Origin of the sequence: Brevundimonas vesicularis (assembly GCF_027886425.1) — a bacterium.
GTDB lineage: Bacteria > Pseudomonadota > Alphaproteobacteria > Caulobacterales > Caulobacteraceae > Brevundimonas > Brevundimonas vesicularis_C.
Window position 1 is genome coordinate 1,551,130 of sequence record NZ_CP115671.1, and the last position, 18,861, is coordinate 1,569,990.

Annotated in this window: 17 protein-coding genes; 11 read left to right on the plus strand and 6 right to left on the minus strand. The window is 66.3% G+C overall.

Going from position 1 to position 18,861, the window contains the following annotated elements:
- Positions 1–3: 3 nt before the first annotated feature.
- From rpsK to PFY01_RS07815, 5 genes are all read left to right on the plus strand, one after another.
- Positions 4–393 (plus strand): 30S ribosomal protein S11, encoded by a 390-nt coding sequence (rpsK, locus tag PFY01_RS07795; protein ID WP_013268944.1) that lies wholly within the window; start codon positions 4–6, stop codon positions 391–393.
- A gap of 93 nt (positions 394–486) precedes the next feature.
- Positions 487–1,506 (plus strand): DNA-directed RNA polymerase subunit alpha, encoded by a 1,020-nt coding sequence (locus PFY01_RS07800; protein WP_017506040.1) that lies wholly within the window; start codon positions 487–489, stop codon positions 1,504–1,506.
- 104 nt (positions 1,507–1,610) lie between these two features.
- Positions 1,611–2,030 carry a 50S ribosomal protein L17 gene (gene rplQ, locus PFY01_RS07805; protein ID WP_055804627.1) on the plus strand — a complete coding sequence of 140 codons (420 nt, stop codon included), beginning with the start codon at positions 1,611–1,613 and terminating at the stop codon, positions 2,028–2,030.
- An 89-nt stretch (positions 2,031–2,119) separates the two neighbouring features.
- Positions 2,120–2,578, plus strand: a complete 459-nt coding sequence (locus PFY01_RS07810; protein WP_055804630.1) for a GNAT family N-acetyltransferase — start codon at positions 2,120–2,122, stop codon at positions 2,576–2,578.
- A gap of 189 nt (positions 2,579–2,767) precedes the next feature.
- The gene (locus PFY01_RS07815; RefSeq protein ID WP_271040871.1) at positions 2,768–3,685 is read left to right on the plus strand and encodes a LysR substrate-binding domain-containing protein; all 918 of its coding nucleotides are present in this window, start codon (positions 2,768–2,770) and stop codon (positions 3,683–3,685) included.
- On the opposite strand, the gene PFY01_RS07820 is transcribed toward PFY01_RS07815, so the two are convergent.
- Entirely contained in the window at positions 3,657–4,514 is an 858-nt protein-coding gene (locus PFY01_RS07820) for an ABC transporter permease subunit (protein WP_271040872.1), read from the minus strand. The genes PFY01_RS07815 and PFY01_RS07820 overlap by 29 nt on opposite strands.
- Complete coding sequence (locus PFY01_RS07825) at positions 4,504–5,415, minus strand: ABC transporter ATP-binding protein (protein ID WP_174086385.1); 912 nt, start codon at positions 5,413–5,415, stop codon at positions 4,504–4,506. The genes PFY01_RS07820 and PFY01_RS07825 overlap by 11 nt, the downstream gene beginning before the upstream one ends.
- A gap of 99 nt (positions 5,416–5,514) precedes the next feature.
- Between PFY01_RS07825 and PFY01_RS07830 the strand changes: the two genes are divergently transcribed.
- Together PFY01_RS07830 and PFY01_RS07835 are read left to right on the plus strand one after the other, a co-directional pair.
- Positions 5,515–6,759 (plus strand): ectonucleotide pyrophosphatase/phosphodiesterase, encoded by a 1,245-nt coding sequence (locus PFY01_RS07830; RefSeq protein ID WP_271040873.1) that lies wholly within the window; start codon positions 5,515–5,517, stop codon positions 6,757–6,759.
- A gap of 62 nt (positions 6,760–6,821) precedes the next feature.
- The gene (locus PFY01_RS07835; RefSeq protein WP_271040874.1) at positions 6,822–8,543 is read left to right on the plus strand and encodes a hypothetical protein; all 1,722 of its coding nucleotides are present in this window, start codon (positions 6,822–6,824) and stop codon (positions 8,541–8,543) included.
- Between the two features lie 19 nt (positions 8,544–8,562).
- Here the strand turns inward: PFY01_RS07835 and PFY01_RS07840 are convergent, their stop codons facing one another.
- The 3 genes from PFY01_RS07840 to PFY01_RS07850 are packed head-to-tail and all read right to left on the minus strand — an operon-like array spanning position 8,563 to position 13,542.
- Positions 8,563–9,342: a thioredoxin domain-containing protein gene (locus PFY01_RS07840; protein WP_271040875.1), complete on the minus strand. Its 780-nt coding sequence runs from the start codon at positions 9,340–9,342 to the stop codon at positions 8,563–8,565.
- A gap of 25 nt (positions 9,343–9,367) precedes the next feature.
- Positions 9,368–10,768, minus strand: coding sequence for a M48 family metalloprotease (locus PFY01_RS07845; RefSeq protein WP_271040876.1), 1,401 nt, complete (start codon positions 10,766–10,768; stop codon positions 9,368–9,370).
- 59 nt (positions 10,769–10,827) lie between these two features.
- Entirely contained in the window at positions 10,828–13,542 is a 2,715-nt protein-coding gene (locus tag PFY01_RS07850; RefSeq protein ID WP_271040877.1) for an Rne/Rng family ribonuclease, read from the minus strand.
- Between the two features lie 508 nt (positions 13,543–14,050).
- Here PFY01_RS07850 and PFY01_RS07855 point away from each other — a divergent pair.
- Positions 14,051–15,226 (plus strand): N-acetylmuramoyl-L-alanine amidase family protein, encoded by a 1,176-nt coding sequence (locus tag PFY01_RS07855; protein ID WP_228763701.1) that lies wholly within the window; start codon positions 14,051–14,053, stop codon positions 15,224–15,226.
- 39 nt (positions 15,227–15,265) lie between these two features.
- Complete coding sequence (locus PFY01_RS07860) at positions 15,266–15,943, plus strand: SDR family oxidoreductase (RefSeq protein ID WP_271040878.1); 678 nt, start codon at positions 15,266–15,268, stop codon at positions 15,941–15,943.
- A gap of 4 nt (positions 15,944–15,947) precedes the next feature.
- Here the strand turns inward: PFY01_RS07860 and PFY01_RS07865 are convergent, their stop codons facing one another.
- Positions 15,948–16,616: a J domain-containing protein gene (locus tag PFY01_RS07865; protein WP_017506027.1), complete on the minus strand. Its 669-nt coding sequence runs from the start codon at positions 16,614–16,616 to the stop codon at positions 15,948–15,950.
- Between the two features lie 45 nt (positions 16,617–16,661).
- On the opposite strand from PFY01_RS07865, the gene PFY01_RS07870 reads away from it, so the two are divergent.
- Positions 16,662–16,958: a BolA family protein gene (locus PFY01_RS07870; RefSeq protein ID WP_055804669.1), complete on the plus strand. Its 297-nt coding sequence runs from the start codon at positions 16,662–16,664 to the stop codon at positions 16,956–16,958.
- Between the two features lie 80 nt (positions 16,959–17,038).
- Positions 17,039–18,856, plus strand: coding sequence for a response regulator (locus PFY01_RS07875; RefSeq protein WP_271040879.1), 1,818 nt, complete (start codon positions 17,039–17,041; stop codon positions 18,854–18,856).
- The last annotated feature ends 5 nt before the right edge of the window (positions 18,857–18,861 follow it).

An 18,861-nucleotide genomic window follows, 5' to 3' on the forward strand; every position in this document is an offset into this window, starting at 1 on the left:
CACATGGCCAAGGAACCGGGTCGCGTAAAGAAGCGCGAGCGCAAGAACATCACCTCGGGCGTCGCCCACGTGAATGCTTCGTTCAACAACACCATGATCACGATCACCGATGCCCAGGGCAACGCGATCTCGTGGTCTTCGGCGGGTCACATGGGCTTCAAGGGTTCGCGTAAGTCGACCCCTTACGCCGCTCAGATGGCTGCGGAAGACGCTGGCAAGAAGGCCCAGGAACACGGCGTGAAGACGCTGGAAGTGAACGTCTCGGGTCCGGGCTCCGGCCGTGAATCGGCCCTGCGCGCGCTGCAGTCGGTCGGTCTGACGATCACGACCATCCGCGACGTCACGCCGATGCCGCACAATGGTTGCCGTCCGCCCAAGCGTCGTCGCGTCTAAGCGATAGCGTTCTAAGGCACCCCCAATCTCCGTCCGCTCCATCATGGCCTCGTCGACAAGGCCGGAGCAGGCGAAACCCGTTCGAGGGACAAAATGATCGAAAGAAACTGGCAAGAGCTGATCCGTCCCGAGAAGCCGCAGATCGAGATCGGTTCCGACGCCCAGCGCAAGGCGCGCCTGGTGGCCGAACCCCTCGAGCGTGGCTTCGGCGTGACGCTCGGCAACGCGCTCCGTCGCGTTCTGCTGTCCTCGCTGCAAGGCGCGGCCGTCACGGCCATCCAGATCGACGGCGTCGTTCATGAATTCTCGTCGCTGGAAGGCGTGCGCGAAGACGTGGTCGACATCGTCCTGAACATCAAGCAACTGGCGCTGCGCATGCACGCCGAAGGCCCCAAGCGCATGACCTTGCGCGCCACGGGCCCCGGTCCGGTGACGGCCGGCCAGATCGACGTGCCGGCGGACATCGAGGTTCTGAACCCCGACCACGTCATCTGCACGCTGGACGACGGCGCATCGGTGCGCATGGAACTGACTGTCCAGAACGGCAAGGGCTACGTCGCCGCCGAGCTGAACCGTCCAGAAGATGCGCCGATCGGCCTGATCGCCGTCGACGCCCTGTATTCGCCGGTCAAGAAGGTGGCTTACCGCGTCGAGCCGACCCGTCAGGGTCAGTCGCTGGACTACGATAAGCTGTTGCTGGAAGTCGAAACCAACGGTGCGGTCACGCCGGTTGACGCTGTGGCTTACGCCGCGCGCATCCTGCAGGACCAGCTCCAGATCTTCATCACCTTCGAAGAGCCCAAGAAGGCTGTCGAGCAGTCGGACGGCAAGCCCGACCTGCCCTTCAACCCGGCGCTGTTGAAAAAGGTGGACGAGCTGGAACTGTCGGTTCGTTCGGCCAACTGCCTGAAGAACGACAACATCGTCTACATCGGCGACCTGATCCAGAAGACCGAGGGCGAAATGCTTCGCACCCCGAACTTCGGCCGCAAGTCGTTGAACGAGATCAAGGAAGTTCTCACGACGATGGGCCTCAGCCTCGGCATGGACGTGCCGAACTGGCCGCCCGAAAACATCGAAGATCTGGCCAAGAAGTTCGACGACCAGATCTAAGTTCAACCCTCCGCCCGTCTCCTTCGGGAGAATGTCGGGGCGGTTAGAAGATTACGGTTCCAGGTCCGATTGAGGATACCGGTTCCGGAGTAGGAGAGACCCAGATGCGCCACGGCGCCGCCCATCGTAAACTCGGTCGCACGAGCAGCCACCGCACCGCCATGTTCGCCAACATGGCCGCCTCGCTGATCAAGCACGAGCAGATCACCACGACCCTGCCCAAGGCGAAGGAACTGCGTCCCTTCGTCGAGAAGCTGGTCACCCTCGCCAAGAAGGGCGACCTGCACGCGCGTCGTCAGGCCATCAGCCAGGTCCGGGACGTGCCGCAAGTCGGCAAGCTGTTCGAAACGCTTGGCCCGCGCTACAGCGAGCGTAACGGCGGCTATATCCGCATCATGAAGGCCGGCTTCCGCCACGGCGACAACGCCCCGATGGCCGTCATCGAGTTCGTCGATCGCGACGTCGAAGCCAAGGGTAAGGACTCCGGTCCGGTCCTGGCCTTCGAAGGCAACGACGAAGACTGAGATTTGGTCGTTTGACCAAACGCCGGAAGGGCGGTCGGAGCGATCCGACCGCCCTTTTGCTTTGCGTGGAAACCGGACATGAGGGGTGAATGACTGGCGCCATCGTCGATTTCCGTTTCGATCACGCCGCCGCCTGGGCGCAGTTGAACACCGCCTGGCTAGTCGAGGGCGGCTTCACCATCGAAGCCAAGGATCGGCTGGCTATCGATGATCCGCAGGGCGTGTTCCTGGACAAGGGCGGGCGCATCTTCATCGCTGAGAAGGATGGTGAGGCCATGGGCTGTTGCGCCATGGTCCCGACCGACGACGGGGTGGAGGTCTGCAAGATGACGGTCACGCCCGCCGCGCGCGGCCTGGGGCTGGCGCGACGCCTGCTGGACGCCTGCGAAGCGGCGGCGCGGGAAATGGGCGCCGCCCGGCTCTATCTGGAAACCAATAGCGCCCTCAAGCCCGCGATCGCTCTGTATGAAGGCGCCGGCTTCCTGCATCTGCCGCCACGGCCCACGCCCTATGCGCGCGCGGACGTCTTCATGGAGAAACGGCTTTAGCCGTCCCAGAACGCGGCGATCGCCATGCTCCATATGAGCAGAATGCACAGGCCGTAGGTGATCTGATCCTGAAGCGAGCGGCGTGGTGGTTCGGGCGGTGGGTTCGGAAGCGGCATCGTCAAGCTTGAAGCCGATAGGCGACGACGGCGAAATCGATTAAGCGGGTGGAGGTCTGTGAGGGGAGGTCACATGTCGGGTCGCGCGCCGCCGCCGCTGAATGCGCTGCGAACCTTCGAGGTGTTCGCTCGGCACGGCAGCATGACCCGTGCATCAGCCGAGTTGTGTGTCACCCACGGGGCGGTCAGCCGTCAGATCGCGGCGCTGCAGGCCTCACTGGGCGTGGCTCTGGTGACCGGGCCACGCCATGCGCTGACGCTGACCGAGACTGGGGCAAAGCTGGCCGAGGGCCTGACGCCAGCGTTTAGCGCGATCATGGATGCGGTCGAGGCCGCGCGGCAGGGCGCGGTGCGGGAGATCGAGATTTCCTGTCTGGGCACCTTCGCCTTGAAATGGCTGATCCCGCGCTTGCCGTCATTTCTGGAGGTGCATCCTGACGTGCGCGTTAGGCTGTCGGAATCTTATGCGCCGGTCGATTATCGGCGCGATCGTTTCGACGGCGCCATCCGCATCGTGGAGCCTGATCAGGTCCATGTGCGAACCGAAGCGACGCCCTTCTTGGCTCAACATCAGGGACCGGTCGGATCGCCATCCATGGTGGCTCAACTGCCAACGATAGAAGCCTTAGCCAGCGCGCCGCGGCTGCATTCGGCGACCTTCCGTCGGGCGTGGTCGGTCTGGGCTGAACTGGCCGGCGTGACCCTGCCGCCGGCGGCGATGGAGCGAGAATTCGCGCACAATCATTCGCTGGTGGAGGCGGCGATCGCTGGATTGGGCGTGGGGATTGCGCCCTGGGCTTTCGTGGCGCCAGACGTGATGGCCGGTCGGTTGGCCGCGCCGTTCGGCTTTGTCGAGCGGCCGTCCCGGTTCGTTTTTCTGCGGCCGGAAGGCCGCAAGGACGCGGCGGTAGACGCCTTCCGCGACTGGCTGGTTGCGGAAGGCGCGCGCAGTCCTTCGCCGCCTATTCCTTGGACAAATCCTGGCGGTTGAACCAGGCGACGGCGGCGGCGAAGGGGACGCCGATCCAGAGGGCCAGGCTGAGCACGCCTTTGAGTCGGGCATGGTCTGGCAGTTGCGCCGCCGATGCGCCGCCCTCGATGGCGGCCTTCAGCAGGTCGGTGGCCATGCCGGGTGACAGCAGAGGCAGAAGCCAGCCGTCTGGCGTCACGCCCATCGGCAGCAGCAGTTGGGGCAGGAAGAACTGGGCCACGCCGATCACCAGCGGCGCAAACAGGGCCGCCAACAACGAGCGCGTCACCACGGCCGCCAGGAGGCCGAGCATGGTGAACTGCAGGATGCGCGCCCAGGACGTAAGGGTCAGAAGGCCGAAGTCCGCCGCCGCTTCGCCGTTCATCGAGAAGGTGAGGGGGCGGCCGAACACCGCCGCCTGGATCACACTGGCGATCACGTCGGAGATCAGGGCGGCGATGGTCGCCAGCACGATCACCAGACCCACCACCGCGACCTTGCCGGTCAGCAGGTTCGGCCGGGTGTTGCGCGCGCTGATCAGCCGCCAGGTTTCCCAGCGGTAGTCGCCGGCGTAGATCGTCGCCGCGCCGATCAGGACGAACATCAGGATGGCCGGATTGGCGAAGTCGCCCGCGCTCTTGACCAGGGCCATCCCCAGATCGAGCGGGCCGCCCTTCATCATGTCCGGCGGCAGCTTGCCCGCCAGTTTCGCCTCATTGGCCTTGGCGACGACGAAGCCCAGGGTGGCGAGGATTACACCCATGATCGGGATGAACAGCACGCTCCAGAACAGGGCGGTGCGGTTCTTGGATAGGCGGTAGGTTTCGGAACGGATCGCGTCAGCTAGCACGGTTTTGCTCCTGCACGCCGGTCCAGCCGGTTTCGCTCATGAAGACGTCTTCCAGGTCCGCGCCGATCCAGCGGGCCTCTTCGATATCGACTCCGCCCTCGACCAGAGCCTTGATGGCGGCGGCGGCTTCGCTACGCGGCACGGCGGCCACAAGTGCATCGCCCTCCAGCGTCGCGCGCTCGCCCAGCACGGACATGGCCTTCGCCAACGGCGTGACCGACAGGCGCAGACGCTCGCCCGAGGCGGTCAGATCGGAGACGCGGCCCTCGGTGATCACCTTGCCCTTGTTGAAGATGGCGACGCGGTCGCAGACGCGCTGGACCTCCTGAAGCTGGTGGCTGGCCAGGATGACCGTCACCCCGTCGTGGTCGGCCAGGCTGCGGATCAGGGCGCGCATCTCCTGGATGCCGGGCGGATCCATGCCGCTGGTCGGTTCATCCAGGATGACCAGGTCCGGCTTGGTCATCAGGGCGGCGGCGACGCCCAGGCGTTGCAGCATGCCGACGGAAAAACCCTTCACGCGGCGATTGGCGGCCTCGGTCAGGCCGACGCGTTGCAGCCAGTTGTCGATCTCGGCCGAGGACACGCCGCCATGGGCGCGGGCCAGCCATTCCAGCACCTGGCGGGCGGTCATGAACGGCGGAAAGCGCGGCGTCTCGATCATCGAGCCCATGCGCCGCATCGAGGCCGGATCGCCGATCCGACCGCCCATCACAGTGGCCTCGCCCTCGGTCGGACGAATCAGACCCAACAGGGTGCGAAACAGCGTCGATTTGCCCGCACCATTGGGCCCCAGAATGCCGTAGACCCCGCCGCGCGGGATCGACAAGGTCAGGCCGTCCAAGGCCTTTACCGTCCCGTAGGTCTTGGTCAGGCCGCGAATGTCGATGACGGTTTCCATACGTCAAGCTTGGCGAGTGAACGCCGGTCGCACAAGCCGTCGCGTGGCTGTCGTCCATTAAGTTTAGGCAATGGTTCAGTGTCGCCTTGGAGTAAGTTCATGTCTCGTTTCGTCGCCGCCAGCCTGGCCGTGGCAGCCGCCTTCGCCGTCGCGTCCTGCGCCGGGGCCCCGCAACCCGCCCGTACATCGCTGGTTGTCGAGCAGTCCACGCAGACGACCCGTCCCGATCTGGTCATCCTGGTGTCGATCGACGGCTTCTCGCCGGACTATCTGGGCAAGGGGCAGACGCCGGTGCTGGATGGACTGGTCGCCGGCGGCGCGTTCGGACCGATGCGGCCGTCGTTCCCCAGCGTGACCTTCCCCAACCACTATACGCTGGTGACGGGACTGCACCCGGACCATCACGGGGTGGTCGGCAACCGGTTCACCGACGCGCAACTGGGCGCCTTCACCATGGCCAGCAAGGAAAGCGGCTTCTGGGATCAGGGCGAGCCGATCTGGGTCACGGCCGAAAAGGCCGGCGTGCGCACCGGCACCATGTTCTGGCCGGGATCGGAGGTCCAGATCCAAGGCGTACGGCCCAGCCAGTGGGCGCCGTTCGACCAGGGAATGCCGGGCGACGCGCGCGTGGATCGTCTGCTGTCGTGGCTGGACTTGCCGTTGGATCAGCGACCGAAGCTGGAGACACTGTATTTCGACATCGTCGACACGGCCGGTCATCGCAACGGCCCCGATGCGCCCGAAACGCGCGCCGCCGCCGCATCGGTCGACGCCTCGATGGGACGGTTGATCGAGGGGCTGAAGGCGAAGGGTCTTTATGATCGCACCATGCTGGTCGTGGTGTCGGACCACGGCATGGCCGCGACCTCGCCGGATCGGGTCGTGTGGATCGACGACATCATCGACCCGGCGGCGCTGAAGATCGGCTATGGCGGCGCGGTCCTGACCGCCGATCCGGCGCCGGGCCGGGAGGCCGAGGTGCAGCAGAAGCTGGTCGGGCGCCATCCGAATATGGAATGCTGGAATAAGGCCGATGTGCCGGCGCGGCTGGTCTATGGCTCCAACCCCCGGGTGGCGCAGATCGTCTGTCTGGTCGAAACCGGCTGGCTGACGGCGACGCGCGATCGGCCGGTGACGCGGGCGGGGGGCGCCCACGGTTATGACAATCAGGCGCCGGAGATGGCGGCGATCCTCATCGCCCATGGGCCGGGCGTGGTCGCCGGGCGTCGGCTGACCGATCTGGACAGTGTTGATGTGCAGCCCTTCCTGACGCGGATGCTCGGGATCGTGGGGCCGGCCGGCGACGGGCGGGCGCAAGACACCTTGCCCGTCACCATGCCCTGACGGGGTGATTGGCGAGCCGACGATTTGAGCGCACACTGGTCACCAGAGGGAGAGGGGCGAAGATGCGCAAGAGTCTGTGGGTCGCGACAGTTTCGGTCGCCTGTCTGATTGCGCCCGTGGCGGTCGCCGACGCCACGGCGACGGCGGCGACCCTGGCCCTGATCACCAATCCGCAGGTCTGCGGCCGGGTCGGCGCCGTCGGCGATGTCCAGCCGACACGCGACATGGTCATGGCCCCAGGCTTCGGCGACGAGGGTTTCGCGGTCGATACGAAGAACCCCGAGGCCCAGGCCTGGTTCGACCATGGCGTTCGATTGCGCTGGGCGTTCGAGCATTCGGAATCGGTGCGGGCGTTCAGGAAGGCGAGGCAGTTGGACTCGTCGTGCAGCATGTGCGCCTGGGGCGAGGCTTGGGCGATCGGGCCGAACCTGAACGGCGGCGGCGGCGATCCCGAATCGATCGCCACAGGCCTGCGCGTCGCCCGTGACGCGCGGCGTCTGGCCCGCGACGCCACGCCGATGCAGCGCCAGATTATCGACGCGCTGATCCAGCGCTATTCCGGCAAGGAGAAGACCCGCGCCCTGCGTTACGCCCGTGCCATGGACCGGATCGCAAAGCGTCATGCCGACGATGTATCGGTCGCCTCGATCACCGCCGACGCCTGGATGCTCCAGCCCGAGGGCGAATGGTGGGACAAGGACGGCAAGGCGACCGATCCGGCCGTCACCCGCGCCATGGCGATCCTGGAGCACGCCCTGACGGTCAAGGCGAACGATCCGGGCGCCATCCACCTGTACATCCACCTGACCGAATGGTCGGACGATCCACACAGGGCGCTGGCCTATGGCGAGCGGCTGGCCCTGCTGGCGCCGGGCGCCAGCCATCTGGTGCACATGCCGTCGCACACCTTCTATCGTGTCGGGCGCTACAAGGACGCGATGATGTCCAACGTCAACGCCGTGGCGCTGGACAAGAGTTACGACCAACTGGTCGGCCCGCCCGGGGGGATACGCGGCATGCGGCTGCATGCCCACAACATCCATTTCGGCATGGGCGGCGCCCTGATGGCGGGCGGGGTCGAGCGCGGGCTGGAGCTGGCCGACTGGTATATGGCGACCTATCCGCAGCTAGCGGGACCGCCCGAGGCGGGCGAGGACGGCTATGTCGTCTATCGTCAGGTTATGGCGGCGGACGCCTATGCGCTTTACGGCCGGTTCGGATCGGACGCCCAGGTCGCGGCGCTGGCCGAACCAGACGTGGGCCGTCCGCTGATGCGGGTCGGCTGGCGCTATGCACGGGGCGAGGCGGCGGCGCGGCGCGGCGATGCGGCGGCGGTTCGGATCGAGGCCCAGGCCATCGCCGCCCTGCTGGCGGACAAGGCGTTCAAAGGCCCGATGGCGGATCGTCAGACCGGTTTCGCCGAACTGTTCCAGAAGGTGCTGGAAGGCCGCGCGGCCATGATTGATCAGGACTATCCCGCCGCCATCGCCGCCTATGGGCGGGCGGCGGCGATCCAGGCCATGGCGCCCGAGGGCGGCGATCCGCCGATGATCTGGTATCCGACGCGCCGAAGCCTGGCCGCCGCCATGCTGGCGTCCGGCGATGCGGCGGGGGCCAAGGCGAAGATCGGCGAACTGCTGAAGGATTGGCCGAACGATCCCTACAGCTACTACGTCCTCTACCGCGCCGAACAGGCGCTGGGCGACGAGACGGCAGCCAATGACGCCCTGCGCCACGCCGGCGTCGAATGGATCGGCGGGCAGATGAGTTTGGCCGAGGCCTGACGCCTCGGCCTCAGGTTTGTCAGCGCTTCGCCGCTTCGATCAGCTTGCCGATCTCGGCCGGGTCGATGCCGGGGCTGGCCTTGCCGTTGACGAAGAAGGTCGGCGTGCCGCGCAGACGCAGGGCGGCGGCCGTGGTGTGGATGTCGGCGATGTGGCGGGTGGTGTCGGGCGCGGCGATCGCGGCCTTGGCGCGGGCCATGTCCACGCCATGCGCGGCCAGGATGGCGTCGATCGCTTCGATCGATAGCGCCCGCTCGGTCATCAGGGCGTCATAGACTTCCAGATACTTGCCCTGCTGGTGCGCGGCCAAGGCCGCGCGGGCGGCGTATTGGGAGGTGATGTCGTCGCCGCGGTCCAGGATCGGCCAGTCCTTGAAGACGAAGCGGACCTCCGGATGGGCAGCCATCAGGGCGCGATAGTCGTGGGCCACGGCCTTGCAGCCGGGGCAGCGGAAGTCAAAGAATTCGATCACCGTGACCTTGGCGTTCGCTGGACCGAAGGCTGGATCGCGGGCGTCGGGCGCCAGGAGGCCAGCGTTGGCGGCGGCGGCCTGGTTCGTCTCCTCGACGGCGGCCTCGGCGTCCTTGGTCTGAAGCGCCATCTGCGCCTCCTGCAAGACCTCGGGATGCTCCAGCAGATACGCACGCACGTTCGATCCGCCGGTCAGATAGGGCGCCGCTGAAAAGCCCAGCGCGATGACCGATAGGCCCAGGGCCAGATAGCCGGCGCGGCCGCCGCTGAGCCATCCTGACTTGGCGGTCTTGGGTTCGGGCGCAGGCGTGGGGGCGTCGTCGGTCATTCAGGCTCGCAGTCGGCGTAAGGGGTCAGTTGAGGGTGGCGGGCCGGCGCGCGGCGTCACGGCGGTCCAGGTCGTTGAGATCGTCGGGCGTGGCGCCCGAGGCCAAGACGATATCGACGGCGCGTCGCCATTCGATCGAGCCGGGATCCAGCATGGAGCGGGCGCGCAGCGCGAACTGGGTGGCCTGTTTATCGTCCCCGCCGGCGAAATAGTATTCCGCCGAGGCCAGGCGCGCCTCGCCCTCCTTGCCTTGCGAGGCATAGGCCTGAGCCAGAAGTCGCCAGGCCATGGTGTTGTCCTTCTCGGCGACGACGGCGTGTTTCAGCTGGTCGATGGCCTCGTCCAGATTGGCCTTGTCGTTGGTCTCTATCAGGGCGTGGGCCAGGTTGACGCGCAGCAGGGGGGCGTCGGGCTTCAGGCGGACCGCCTCACGGTGGGCGGCGACGGCCTCGGCCGCACGGCCTTCCTCGAACAGGATCTGGCCCTTCAGTTCCTGGAAGTAGGGGTTGTTGACGTCCCCGGCGATCAGTTCGTCCACCGCCGTCAGCGCCTTTTCCGTCTGGCCGTCGCGATACCAGGCGATGGCGCGCGCATAGCGGCCGGGCAGGGAGGTGTCGGTCGGCGGATAGTCGCGCAGGGTGGCGTTCGGCGCATCCATGAAGGCGTGGATCTTGGCCAGGATCAGGGCGTGCTGCGCCATACGTTCGGGACTGTCGCGATGGTCGTAGTGCGGCTGTTCCTGCACATAGCGGCGCAGGCTCTCGATCCGGTTCGACGACAGGGGGTGGCTGCGGAAATAGGGATAGCGGCGGGCGTCGGAGAAGACCTCCTGCGAGCGGAAGTTCTCGAAGAAGGACACAAGACCCCCGCCGGATTCACCAGCCGCCTCCAGCGCCCGCGCGCCCGAGATGTCGGCCTCGCCTTCCTGGCTCTGCATGTAATGCAGCGCGCCAAGAGCGCCGAAATACTGGCTGGAGCCGAGCAGGGCCACGCCTGCGTCCGGCGCGCCGGCGGCGATCGCCAGGGCGCCCAGCGCCATGGTCATGAACATCGGCTGTTTGCCGGCGTTCTCGGCCCCGTCTCGCAAGGTGTGGCGGTTTTTGATGTGGCCCGCTTCGTGCGCCATCACGCCCAGCAGTTCGCCAGGCGTCTTGGTGCGCAGGATCAGGCCGGTGTTGACGCCCATGATCCGCCCGCGTGTTGCAAAGGCGTTCAGGTCGTTGTCGTTGACCAACAGAACTTCGATGTCGTTCGGGTTCAGCCCCATGGCCACGAAGACCGGGTCGGCCCATTCGCGCACGATGCCCTCGACCTCGGTGTCGCGGATCAGGCTTTGCGCGGAGGCCTGGCCGGCGACGGAAACAGCCATCAAGGCCGTCGCCGCCGCCGCCAGAACGCGGGATGCAGATCGGGGAAGCCACCTCATGGCTCTACTCCAACAACGACCGGCCCCCGCCTGTATCCAGACAGTCTAATCGTGACCGATCAGCGGCGCCACCACCCGCGCTTGGGCTTTTCGGGCGGTGCGACGATCTGGTTCGGGTCTTCGGCGATTATGGCCTGAACGTCGATCTCCGGCGTGGGGGCGACGAAGGGTTCGGCCAGCACGGCCTCGGTCACCGGAACCGCCGTCGGGGCGGCGACCGGGGCGACCTCGGCCGGTTCGGCGGCCAGCGCCTCGTGCGGGGTCACGTCCAGCTCCACCGCCGCGCCTTGGACCGTGGCCTCGTTCGGCTCGATGGCGGTGTCGGGATGCGGTTCGGTCGCGATCTCGACGTTGGCGCTGGCCGACTTGCGCCGCACGCGACGACGTTGAGGCTCGGGCGCGATGGCCGGAGCGGCCGTCTCGACGGCCTCGGTCGGCTCGACCATGACGGCCATGGGCGTCTCGGGCGAGCCGTCAGGCGGCATGCCTTCGTTGGTGGCGCGGTTCTCGACCTTGATGTCGTGGCTGACGGAACCGTCGCTACGACCGCGACCCCGACGACGGCGACGACGCGAACGGCCGCCTTCCTCGCCGGAGCCTTCGCCGGCCCCGTTATTGGCGACGACATCCAGGCCTTCGATCTCGGACTGAGCGACAGCGGGACGTTCAGCCCGCTCGGGGCGCTCGCCGCGTTCCGGACGACCTTCCGAGCGGCCAGGGTTCAGCGGGTCGAACCAGACATAGGGGTCGTCCAGCGACGGCGTGCGGCCGCGGACCCAGGTGTAGACGTCGCGCTCGCCATCCTCACGGACGCGGCGACCGCCACGGCGGCCACGGCGACGACGGCGGCCGTTTTCGTCTTCCTCATCGTCCGAGGCGTCGTCGGCGCTGACCGTATCGACGGCCTCGACGTCGGAGGTCTCCTCGTCGCGACGACCGCCGCGACGGCGACGGTTGCGCCCACGACCGCGATCGCGACCGCCTTCATGACGTTCCGAACGTTCGCGCGGTTCGTCGTCGTCGCTGTCTTCGCGGTCCAGGGATTCGACGGTGTCGTCATCGTCGTCGGCGATAATCTCCTCGTCGTCCTCCTCATCCTCGTCTTCGTACAGCGAGGCGTCGAAGTCGTCGTCGAGATTGGGCATCTCGATCTCGGGCGCGACGAAGTCCTCGTTGGTCTCGGTGCGCTCGATATTGTGTTCGCCCTGACCCAGGCTGTCGTCGATCTGGACGATGACGTTCAGGCCGCGACGTTCAAGCAGCGACTGCAGATAGGCGCGCTTGTGGTTCAGGATGTACAGGCCGACGGCGGTGCAGACCTTCAGCACCACGACGCCCGCGCCGTTCTTGCCGGCCTCGATGTCGACCGCGCGCAGGGTCATCAGAGCCGCAGATTCGGCCGAGCGAATGCGGCCTGTGCCCTGGCAGTGCGGGCAGGCCTCGGTCGCGCCCTCGATCACGCCAAGGCGGCGACGCTGACGGCTGATCTCCATCAGGCCGAAGGGCGAAATGCGGCCCATCTGGATGCGGGCGCGGTCGGAGGACAGGGCGTCCTTCAACACGCGCTCGACGGCGCGGTTGTTCTTGCCCTCATCCATGTCGATGAAGTCGATGACGACCAGGCCGGCGAGGTCGCGCAGGCGCAGCTGGCGGGCGGCTTCCTCGGCCGCTTCCATATTGGTCTTGAACGCCGTCTGCTCGACGTTGCGTTCCTTGGTGGCGCGGCCCGAGTTGACGTCGATGGCCACCAGGGCCTCGGTCTGGTTGATCACCAGATAGCCGCCGGACTTCAGCGGCACGACCGGCTGATGGATCTGCGTCAGCAGTTCCTCAATGCCATTGGCCGCGAACAGGGGCCGCGAGCCGCGATACAGGTGAACCTTCTTGGCCTGGGCCGGCATCAGCACGCGCATGAAGTCGCGCGCTTCCTTGAAGCCGTCGACGCCCTCGACCTGGATGCCGTCGAAATCCTTGTCGAACATGTCGCGCACGGCGCGGCGGACCAAGTTCTCTTCCTCGTAGATCACCGAGGGGGCGTGAGAGGCGAGGGTGGTCTCGCGGATCGTTTCCCACAGGCGCAGCAGATATTGATAGTCGCGCTTGATCTCGGCCTTGGTGCGCTTGGCGCCCGCCGTGCGGATGATCAGGCCCATGCCCTTGGGCACTTCCAGGGCCGAGACGGCGCTCTTCAGGCGACGACGGTCCGAGGTGTTGGTGATCTTGCGCGAAATGCCGCCGCCCTTGCCGGTGTTGGGCATCAGGACGCAGTAGCGGCCGGCCAGCGAGAGCCAGGTGGTCAGGGCCGCGCCCTTGGCGCCGCGCTCGTCCTTGACGACCTGGACCAGCAGGATCTGGCGGCGCTTGATGACGTCCTGGATCTTGTAGCGACGCATCAGGCGGCGCTTCAGCCGCTCCTCGTCGGCCAACGCCGATTCGGGGTCGACGTCATCGCCGGTCGATTCGCGGTCGAGATCGTCCTCGTCCTCATCGTCATGCGCCTCGGCCATGATGGCTTCGCGGTCGGCGACGGGGATCTGGTAGTAGTCGGGGTGGATTTCGTTGAAGGCGAGGAAGCCGTGGCGATTGCCGCCGTATTCAATGAAGGCGGCCTGCAGGCTGGGCTCTACGCGAGTGACCTTGGCGAGGTAGATGTTGCCGCGAAGCTGGCGCTTCGCGCGGGATTCGAAATCGAATTCCTCAATCTTGCGCCCGTCCACGATGGCGACCCGGGTCTCCTCGGGATGCGCCGCATCGATCAGCATTGTCTTTGACATGGAAAGTCTCTCTCTGGCGCGCGCAGGCCGACCGTCCCGGATCTCCGGACAGGGTCATGGCGGCTCGCCGAATGAAGGTGAGGGCCGTCGCGCGCGACATCCCCTCGCCGAGAACGGCGAAGAAGGCTTGATCAAGCCGTTGGGGAACGCAGGCGGAAAGGCCCATTAAGTCGTCGGTCCTGAACCGGGCGCGCCAATCCCTTGGGAAGGCCGCGTCCCTGGTCCGCTCTTCGAACCATCGGCCAGGCCGGGGCGGTTCTAGGATTGGTGAAAGTCAACGCCGCGAGGAGGGCGCGCCAAGATTCGCAGAGGCGAAATCGGCGCGATCGGTTCGCGAGCGGTCACAGCATAGTCATGCAACGGGAGAATTAAAAGGCGCTCGCCTTAACCCCCTGAATACGAGCCTCTGTCATGATGGGGTTCAAGTAGGCTTAAACCGGGTTCGCCGACGCAGATGAGCGGTCGCGTTTTGACAGGTCTGATGCGCTGGGGCGCGAAGGAGTGGGCGATGACCGCCCTGGCCTTCGTGGTCATCTGCATGGTCGGTCTGTCCGCAACGCGCGGTTTCGCCTGGGGCGCGCAGGGCGATGTGCTGGCGGTGCGCTTCGGCGCCGATGGCGATCGGACCCGCGTCGTCATCGATCTGGACAAGACGGCGCAAGGACGCGTCATCGACGCGGGCGGCGAAGGCCGGGTGGTGCTGGCCCTCAGCGGTGTTGCGCCAGGGCGTGGTCTGAACGGTGGCGGTTCCGGTCTGGTGCGCTCCTATGAGGTCACTTCGTCTGGCGGTTCGTCACGTGTTCAGCTGGAACTGGCGCGCGGCAGCGAGATCGAACGGCGCTTCCTTCTGCCGCCCGGCGATGGCGTCAGCCATTATCGTTATGTCGTGGACCTGAAGGCGACGGGAGCCGCCGCGCGCGCCTCGACCACGCCGGCGCCGCGCGCCAGCGCGCCGCCGCGCCGCGCTGAACGCCCCCTGATTGTCATCGACGCCGGCCATGGCGGCAATGATCCGGGCGCCAGCGGCGCAAGCGCCCAGGAAAAGCAGGTCACTTTGGCCGCCGCCCTGGCGTTGAAGGCCGAGCTTGAGAAGAACGGCCGCTATCGCGTGCGCCTGACCCGGACCGACGACCGCTACGTCGATCTCTATCGCCGTGTTTCCATCGCGCGTCAGGCCGACGCCGATCTGTTCATTTCCTTGCACGCTGACGCCGGCGCCGACCCGGCGCTGCGCGGGGCCAGCGTCTATACCTTGTCGGAGCAGGGCGCGGGCCGGGCCGTGCGCGAGTTCACGCGCGGCGACAACTGGCACCGCGAGCTGCATCTGCCGGGGCGCGACCCGTCGGTGGATCGCATCCTGCTCGACATGACTCAGCGCGCGACCCAGAACCGCTCGGCCCAGTTCGCGCGGGTCTTGCTGACCCATCTGGAGGGCTCGGACCATCCTCTGCTTCGCCGCAGCCATCGCGATGCGGGCCTGGCTGTCCTCCTGGCGCCCGACGTGCCGGCCGTGCTGCTGGAAATGGGCTTCATCACAAACCCCGAGGACGAGCGGCTTCTGACTGACGAGCGCGCGCGCCGTCGCCTGATGAAGTCGGTGGCGGACGGGATCGATCGCTATTTCCGCGAGCCGTCGAGCCCGATGATGGCTGCCGCGAACAGCCAGGCGGCCGGTCAGCCATGATCCGGCGCAACCAAGCCGGCCGTCGCCGGTTTTCGGACCATGAAAAAAGCGATTGTCACGGGCGGATCGGGCCTGATCGGAACGGGCGTCTGTAACGCCCTGCTGGCCAACGGATGGGAGGTCGCCTCCTTCGACCTGAAACCGAGCGAGGGGGACGCCCGTCACATCGACTGCGATCTGGGTGATGAGGATTCGGTCAAACAGGCGTTCGAGACGCTGGGGTGGTCGTCGCTGGATCTGCTGGTCAACAACGGGGGCATCGCCGATCCGGTGAACGGCCCGCTGGCTGAACTGTCGCTGGCGGACTGGCGCAAGACCATCGACAGCCATCTGACCGGCGCCTTTTTGATGAGCCGCGCCGCCATTCCGATGCTGAACGAGGGCGGCGCCATCGTGAACATGATCTCGACGCGCGCCTTCATGTCCGAGCCGCACACTGAGGCCTATGCGGCGTCCAAGGGCGCGCTGTTCGCCCTGACCCACGCCTTGGCGATCAGCGAAGGCCCTCGGATTCGCGTGAACGCCATTGCGCCCGGCTGGATTTCGGATGGCGAGGATCTGCGTTCTGTCGATCACGAACAGCATCCGGTCGGCCGCGTCGGCCGCGCCGAGGATATCGCCGGGGCCGTGCTCTATCTCGCCGAAGCGGGCTTCGTCACGGGGCAGGTGCTGACCGTGGACGGCGGGATGACGCGCAAGATGATCTACGCCGAATAGGCCGTCAGGCCAGGCCGGCCTTTTTCAGTGTCTTCCAGGCCTTGATGACGCGTTGCAGCTTGGCCTCGGCGCTGCGGTCGCCGCTGTTGGTGTCGGGGTGAAACCGCTTCAGCAGCTCGTGATACTGAGCCTTGATCTTCGCCTTGTCGGCGCCCGGATCCAGATCGAGGTCGGCCAGGGCGGCGCGTTCCAGCTTGCCGATGCGGCGGTCCTCGGTCGCGGACTGCGGCGCCTGATCGCCCTTGCGCCCGAACAGGCCGAAGCTGTCGCGCCATGAGCCGGCGCCGGTGGTATTCGAGGTGCCCATCTTGGCGGCGAAGGCGGCGGCTTCGCGCGTGAACTTGCCGGCCTGCATTTCCCAGGTCGGGCGGCCGCCGGTCATGGCCTCGTTTTCCTGGGCGGCGCGGATCTGGCCTTCGCTCATGCCGGCGTAGAAGTTCCAGCCCTTGTTGTATTCGCCGGCGTGCGGCTGGCAGAATTCGTAGAAGTCGTTCAGCCGCTCGCGCGACTTGGGCGCCTTGGCCGCAGCAGCCCGGCGACAGTCGGGCCACTGGCATGGCTTTTCGCCCGGCTTCAGGTGAAGGACGTCGGCTTTCGCCGCCTCTTCCTCTGGCTTGGGCGGCTTCACCCGAATGTCGGTGAAGCGCGGCTTGTATTGAAAGGAGGCGGACATCAGCTGAAGTGTAAGCCCGATTGGGACAGCATCAAGGAATCGATCATGTCTGAAGGCCCGGTGGCGACGATTATTCGTGCAAAACTGACGGCGGGGCTGTCGCCCTTGCGTCTGGAGGTCGAAGACGACAGCTGGCGCCACGCCGGACACCATCATGAAGGCGGAATGGACGCCAAGCCTGGCGGAGAAAGCCATTTCAATCTGGTGATCGTGTCCGCTGCTTTCCAGGGGCAATCGCGGCTGGCGCGACAGCGCGCGGTCAACGCCCTGCTGAAGGACGAGATGGCCGGACCGGTCCACGCTCTTTCGATCAAGGCGCTGACCCCGGAGGAGGCGAGTTGAGCGAGAGAACTGCGTTCACATCGTCTTAGAACCTTCGTCTTAGCGTCATTCGACCAAACAGAACGTGGGGATCTGGGCTTATGGTGGAATCCGATGGCGTCGCGAGGGCGCTCGAAGGCGATCAACGCGCCGGCGACGCAGCCCAGGCCCTGACGGCCATTCTGCAGACCCAGTATCTTCGCTACATGATCATCACGTCCTGGGCCGTGGGCCTGCTGGGCACGGTGGGCCTGTGGCCGGCGCTCTTGTGGTTCGGCGGCACCCTGGCGGCTGGGTCGCTGCGGGGACTGGTCGAACATCGTCTGAGCCATCGCGTCGGCACCAACTGGGGTGTGATTTTCCCGATCGTGGCCACGGTGACGACCGGCGCCTGGGCCATAGCGCCTCTGATGGCGTGGTTCTCGCCCACCGAGTTCGGACGGCCCCTGGCCCTTGCCCTGCTGATTTCCGGCTATGTGCTGGTCTTCGCTCAGCTTCGCAGCTCGCCGCGTCAGGCCCTGATCATCTCCTCGCCGTATGGCGCGGCTGCCACCATCATTCTGTTCAGTCTGTGGGGCACAACCGAGTTTTGGTCGATGCTGGCGGTCCTGCCGTTCACGGCGGCGGGTCTGTTCGTGCTGGTGACCATGACCCTGCTGCGCGAAGACCGCATCCGGGCCTTCCAGTCACACCAGGCGCATCTGATCGAGGAACTGGAAGCGGCCCGCGACAAGGCCAACGCCGCCAATGACGCCAAGTCGAACTTCCTGGGGGTGATCTCGCACGAACTGCGCACCCCCATGAACGGCGTGCTGGGCGCGGCCCAACTGCTCAGCGCGACGCGACTGGAGACGACGCAGCGCGAATATCTGTCGATCATCCGCAACTCCGGCGACAATCTGTTGTCGCTGCTGAACGACATCCTCGACATGACCAAGATCGAGGCCGGCAAGATGAACTTCGAGGTCGTCGATATCGTCATCGACGGTTTAAACAAGCGCATCACCGGCCCCTTCGAGGCCCAGGCCGAAGCCAAGGGCCTGACGTTCGTGACGACCGTGGAGGGCGAGATCCCGACGGTGGTGCGGGGCGATCCGCTGCGCGTCTGCCAAGTGGTGCAGAACCTGCTGTCCAATGCGGTCAAGTTCACCGAGGCCGGTGAGATCCACTATCTCGTACGCGGACATCGCGTGTCGGATCAGCGCGTGCGGTTCGAATTCGTTGTCCAGGACAGCGGTGCAGGCATTGCGGCGGCCGATCTGGAGCGGTTGTTCATGCCCTTCACTCAGGTCGACACCTCGTCCACGCGGCGCTTTGGCGGTACCGGTCTGGGCCTGACCATCGCGCGACGCATGGCCAACATCATGGGCGGCGACATCACCGTGACGTCCAAGCTCGCCGAGGGCTCGTGCTTCACCCTGGAAATCGAGGCCGAGGTCGTGGAATGGGCCAAGCCCGTCGCGGCGGCCGAGGTTCATGCCGAGATCGAAGGCGGCGAATCGCTGCGCGTCCTGGTGGTCGAGGATCACCCTGTGAACCGAATGATCCTGGAGGCCTGGATGAGCTCGGCCAGCCACGTCACCTCGACGGCCGAGAACGGCCAGATCGCGGTCGATATCGCCAAGGACCAGCCGTTCGACCTGATCATCATGGATGTGAACATGCCGGTGATGGACGGACTGACCGCGACACGCATGATCCGCGAAGGCGGCCAGAACGCCGGCACCCCCATCGTGGTGCTGTCAGCCTCGGCGCGTCATGAGGATCACGAAGCGGGTCTTCAGGCGGGCGCCGACGCCTATCTGAACAAGCCGATCGATTTCGGCGCCTTGGCCGCCCTGATGGGCCGCGTCGGCGGCGGTCGCGACGCGGTCGCGCAGATGGCGCTGCCGTCGTCTGAGGCCTCCGTCGCCGCCTGATTGCG

Excerpts from the sequence above, each read along its gene's own strand:
- PFY01_RS07810 (WP_055804630.1), top strand. The coding sequence starts at position 2,120 with ATGACTGGCGCCATCGTCGATTTCCGTTTCGATCACGCCGCCGCCTGG.
- PFY01_RS07855 (WP_228763701.1), top strand. The coding sequence starts at position 14,051 with ATGACCGCCCTGGCCTTCGTGGTCATCTGCATGGTCGGTCTGTCCGCA.
- PFY01_RS07825 (WP_174086385.1), bottom strand. The coding sequence starts at position 5,415 with ATGGAAACCGTCATCGACATTCGCGGCCTGACCAAGACCTACGGGACG.
- PFY01_RS07865 (WP_017506027.1), bottom strand. The coding sequence starts at position 16,616 with ATGTCCGCCTCCTTTCAATACAAGCCGCGCTTCACCGACATTCGGGTG.
- PFY01_RS07850 (WP_271040877.1), bottom strand. The coding sequence starts at position 13,542 with ATGTCAAAGACAATGCTGATCGATGCGGCGCATCCCGAGGAGACCCGG.
- PFY01_RS07815 (WP_271040871.1), top strand. The coding sequence starts at position 2,768 with ATGTCGGGTCGCGCGCCGCCGCCGCTGAATGCGCTGCGAACCTTCGAG.
- rplQ (WP_055804627.1), top strand. The coding sequence starts at position 1,611 with ATGCGCCACGGCGCCGCCCATCGTAAACTCGGTCGCACGAGCAGCCAC.
- PFY01_RS07870 (WP_055804669.1), top strand. The coding sequence starts at position 16,662 with ATGTCTGAAGGCCCGGTGGCGACGATTATTCGTGCAAAACTGACGGCG.
- PFY01_RS07835 (WP_271040874.1), top strand. The coding sequence starts at position 6,822 with ATGCGCAAGAGTCTGTGGGTCGCGACAGTTTCGGTCGCCTGTCTGATT.
- PFY01_RS07800 (WP_017506040.1), top strand. The coding sequence starts at position 487 with ATGATCGAAAGAAACTGGCAAGAGCTGATCCGTCCCGAGAAGCCGCAG.
- PFY01_RS07840 (WP_271040875.1), bottom strand. The coding sequence starts at position 9,342 with ATGACCGACGACGCCCCCACGCCTGCGCCCGAACCCAAGACCGCCAAG.
- PFY01_RS07860 (WP_271040878.1), top strand. The coding sequence starts at position 15,266 with ATGAAAAAAGCGATTGTCACGGGCGGATCGGGCCTGATCGGAACGGGC.
- PFY01_RS07845 (WP_271040876.1), bottom strand. The coding sequence starts at position 10,768 with ATGAGGTGGCTTCCCCGATCTGCATCCCGCGTTCTGGCGGCGGCGGCG.
- rpsK (WP_013268944.1), top strand. The coding sequence starts at position 4 with ATGGCCAAGGAACCGGGTCGCGTAAAGAAGCGCGAGCGCAAGAACATC.
- PFY01_RS07875 (WP_271040879.1), top strand. The coding sequence starts at position 17,039 with ATGGTGGAATCCGATGGCGTCGCGAGGGCGCTCGAAGGCGATCAACGC.
- PFY01_RS07830 (WP_271040873.1), top strand. The coding sequence starts at position 5,515 with ATGTCTCGTTTCGTCGCCGCCAGCCTGGCCGTGGCAGCCGCCTTCGCC.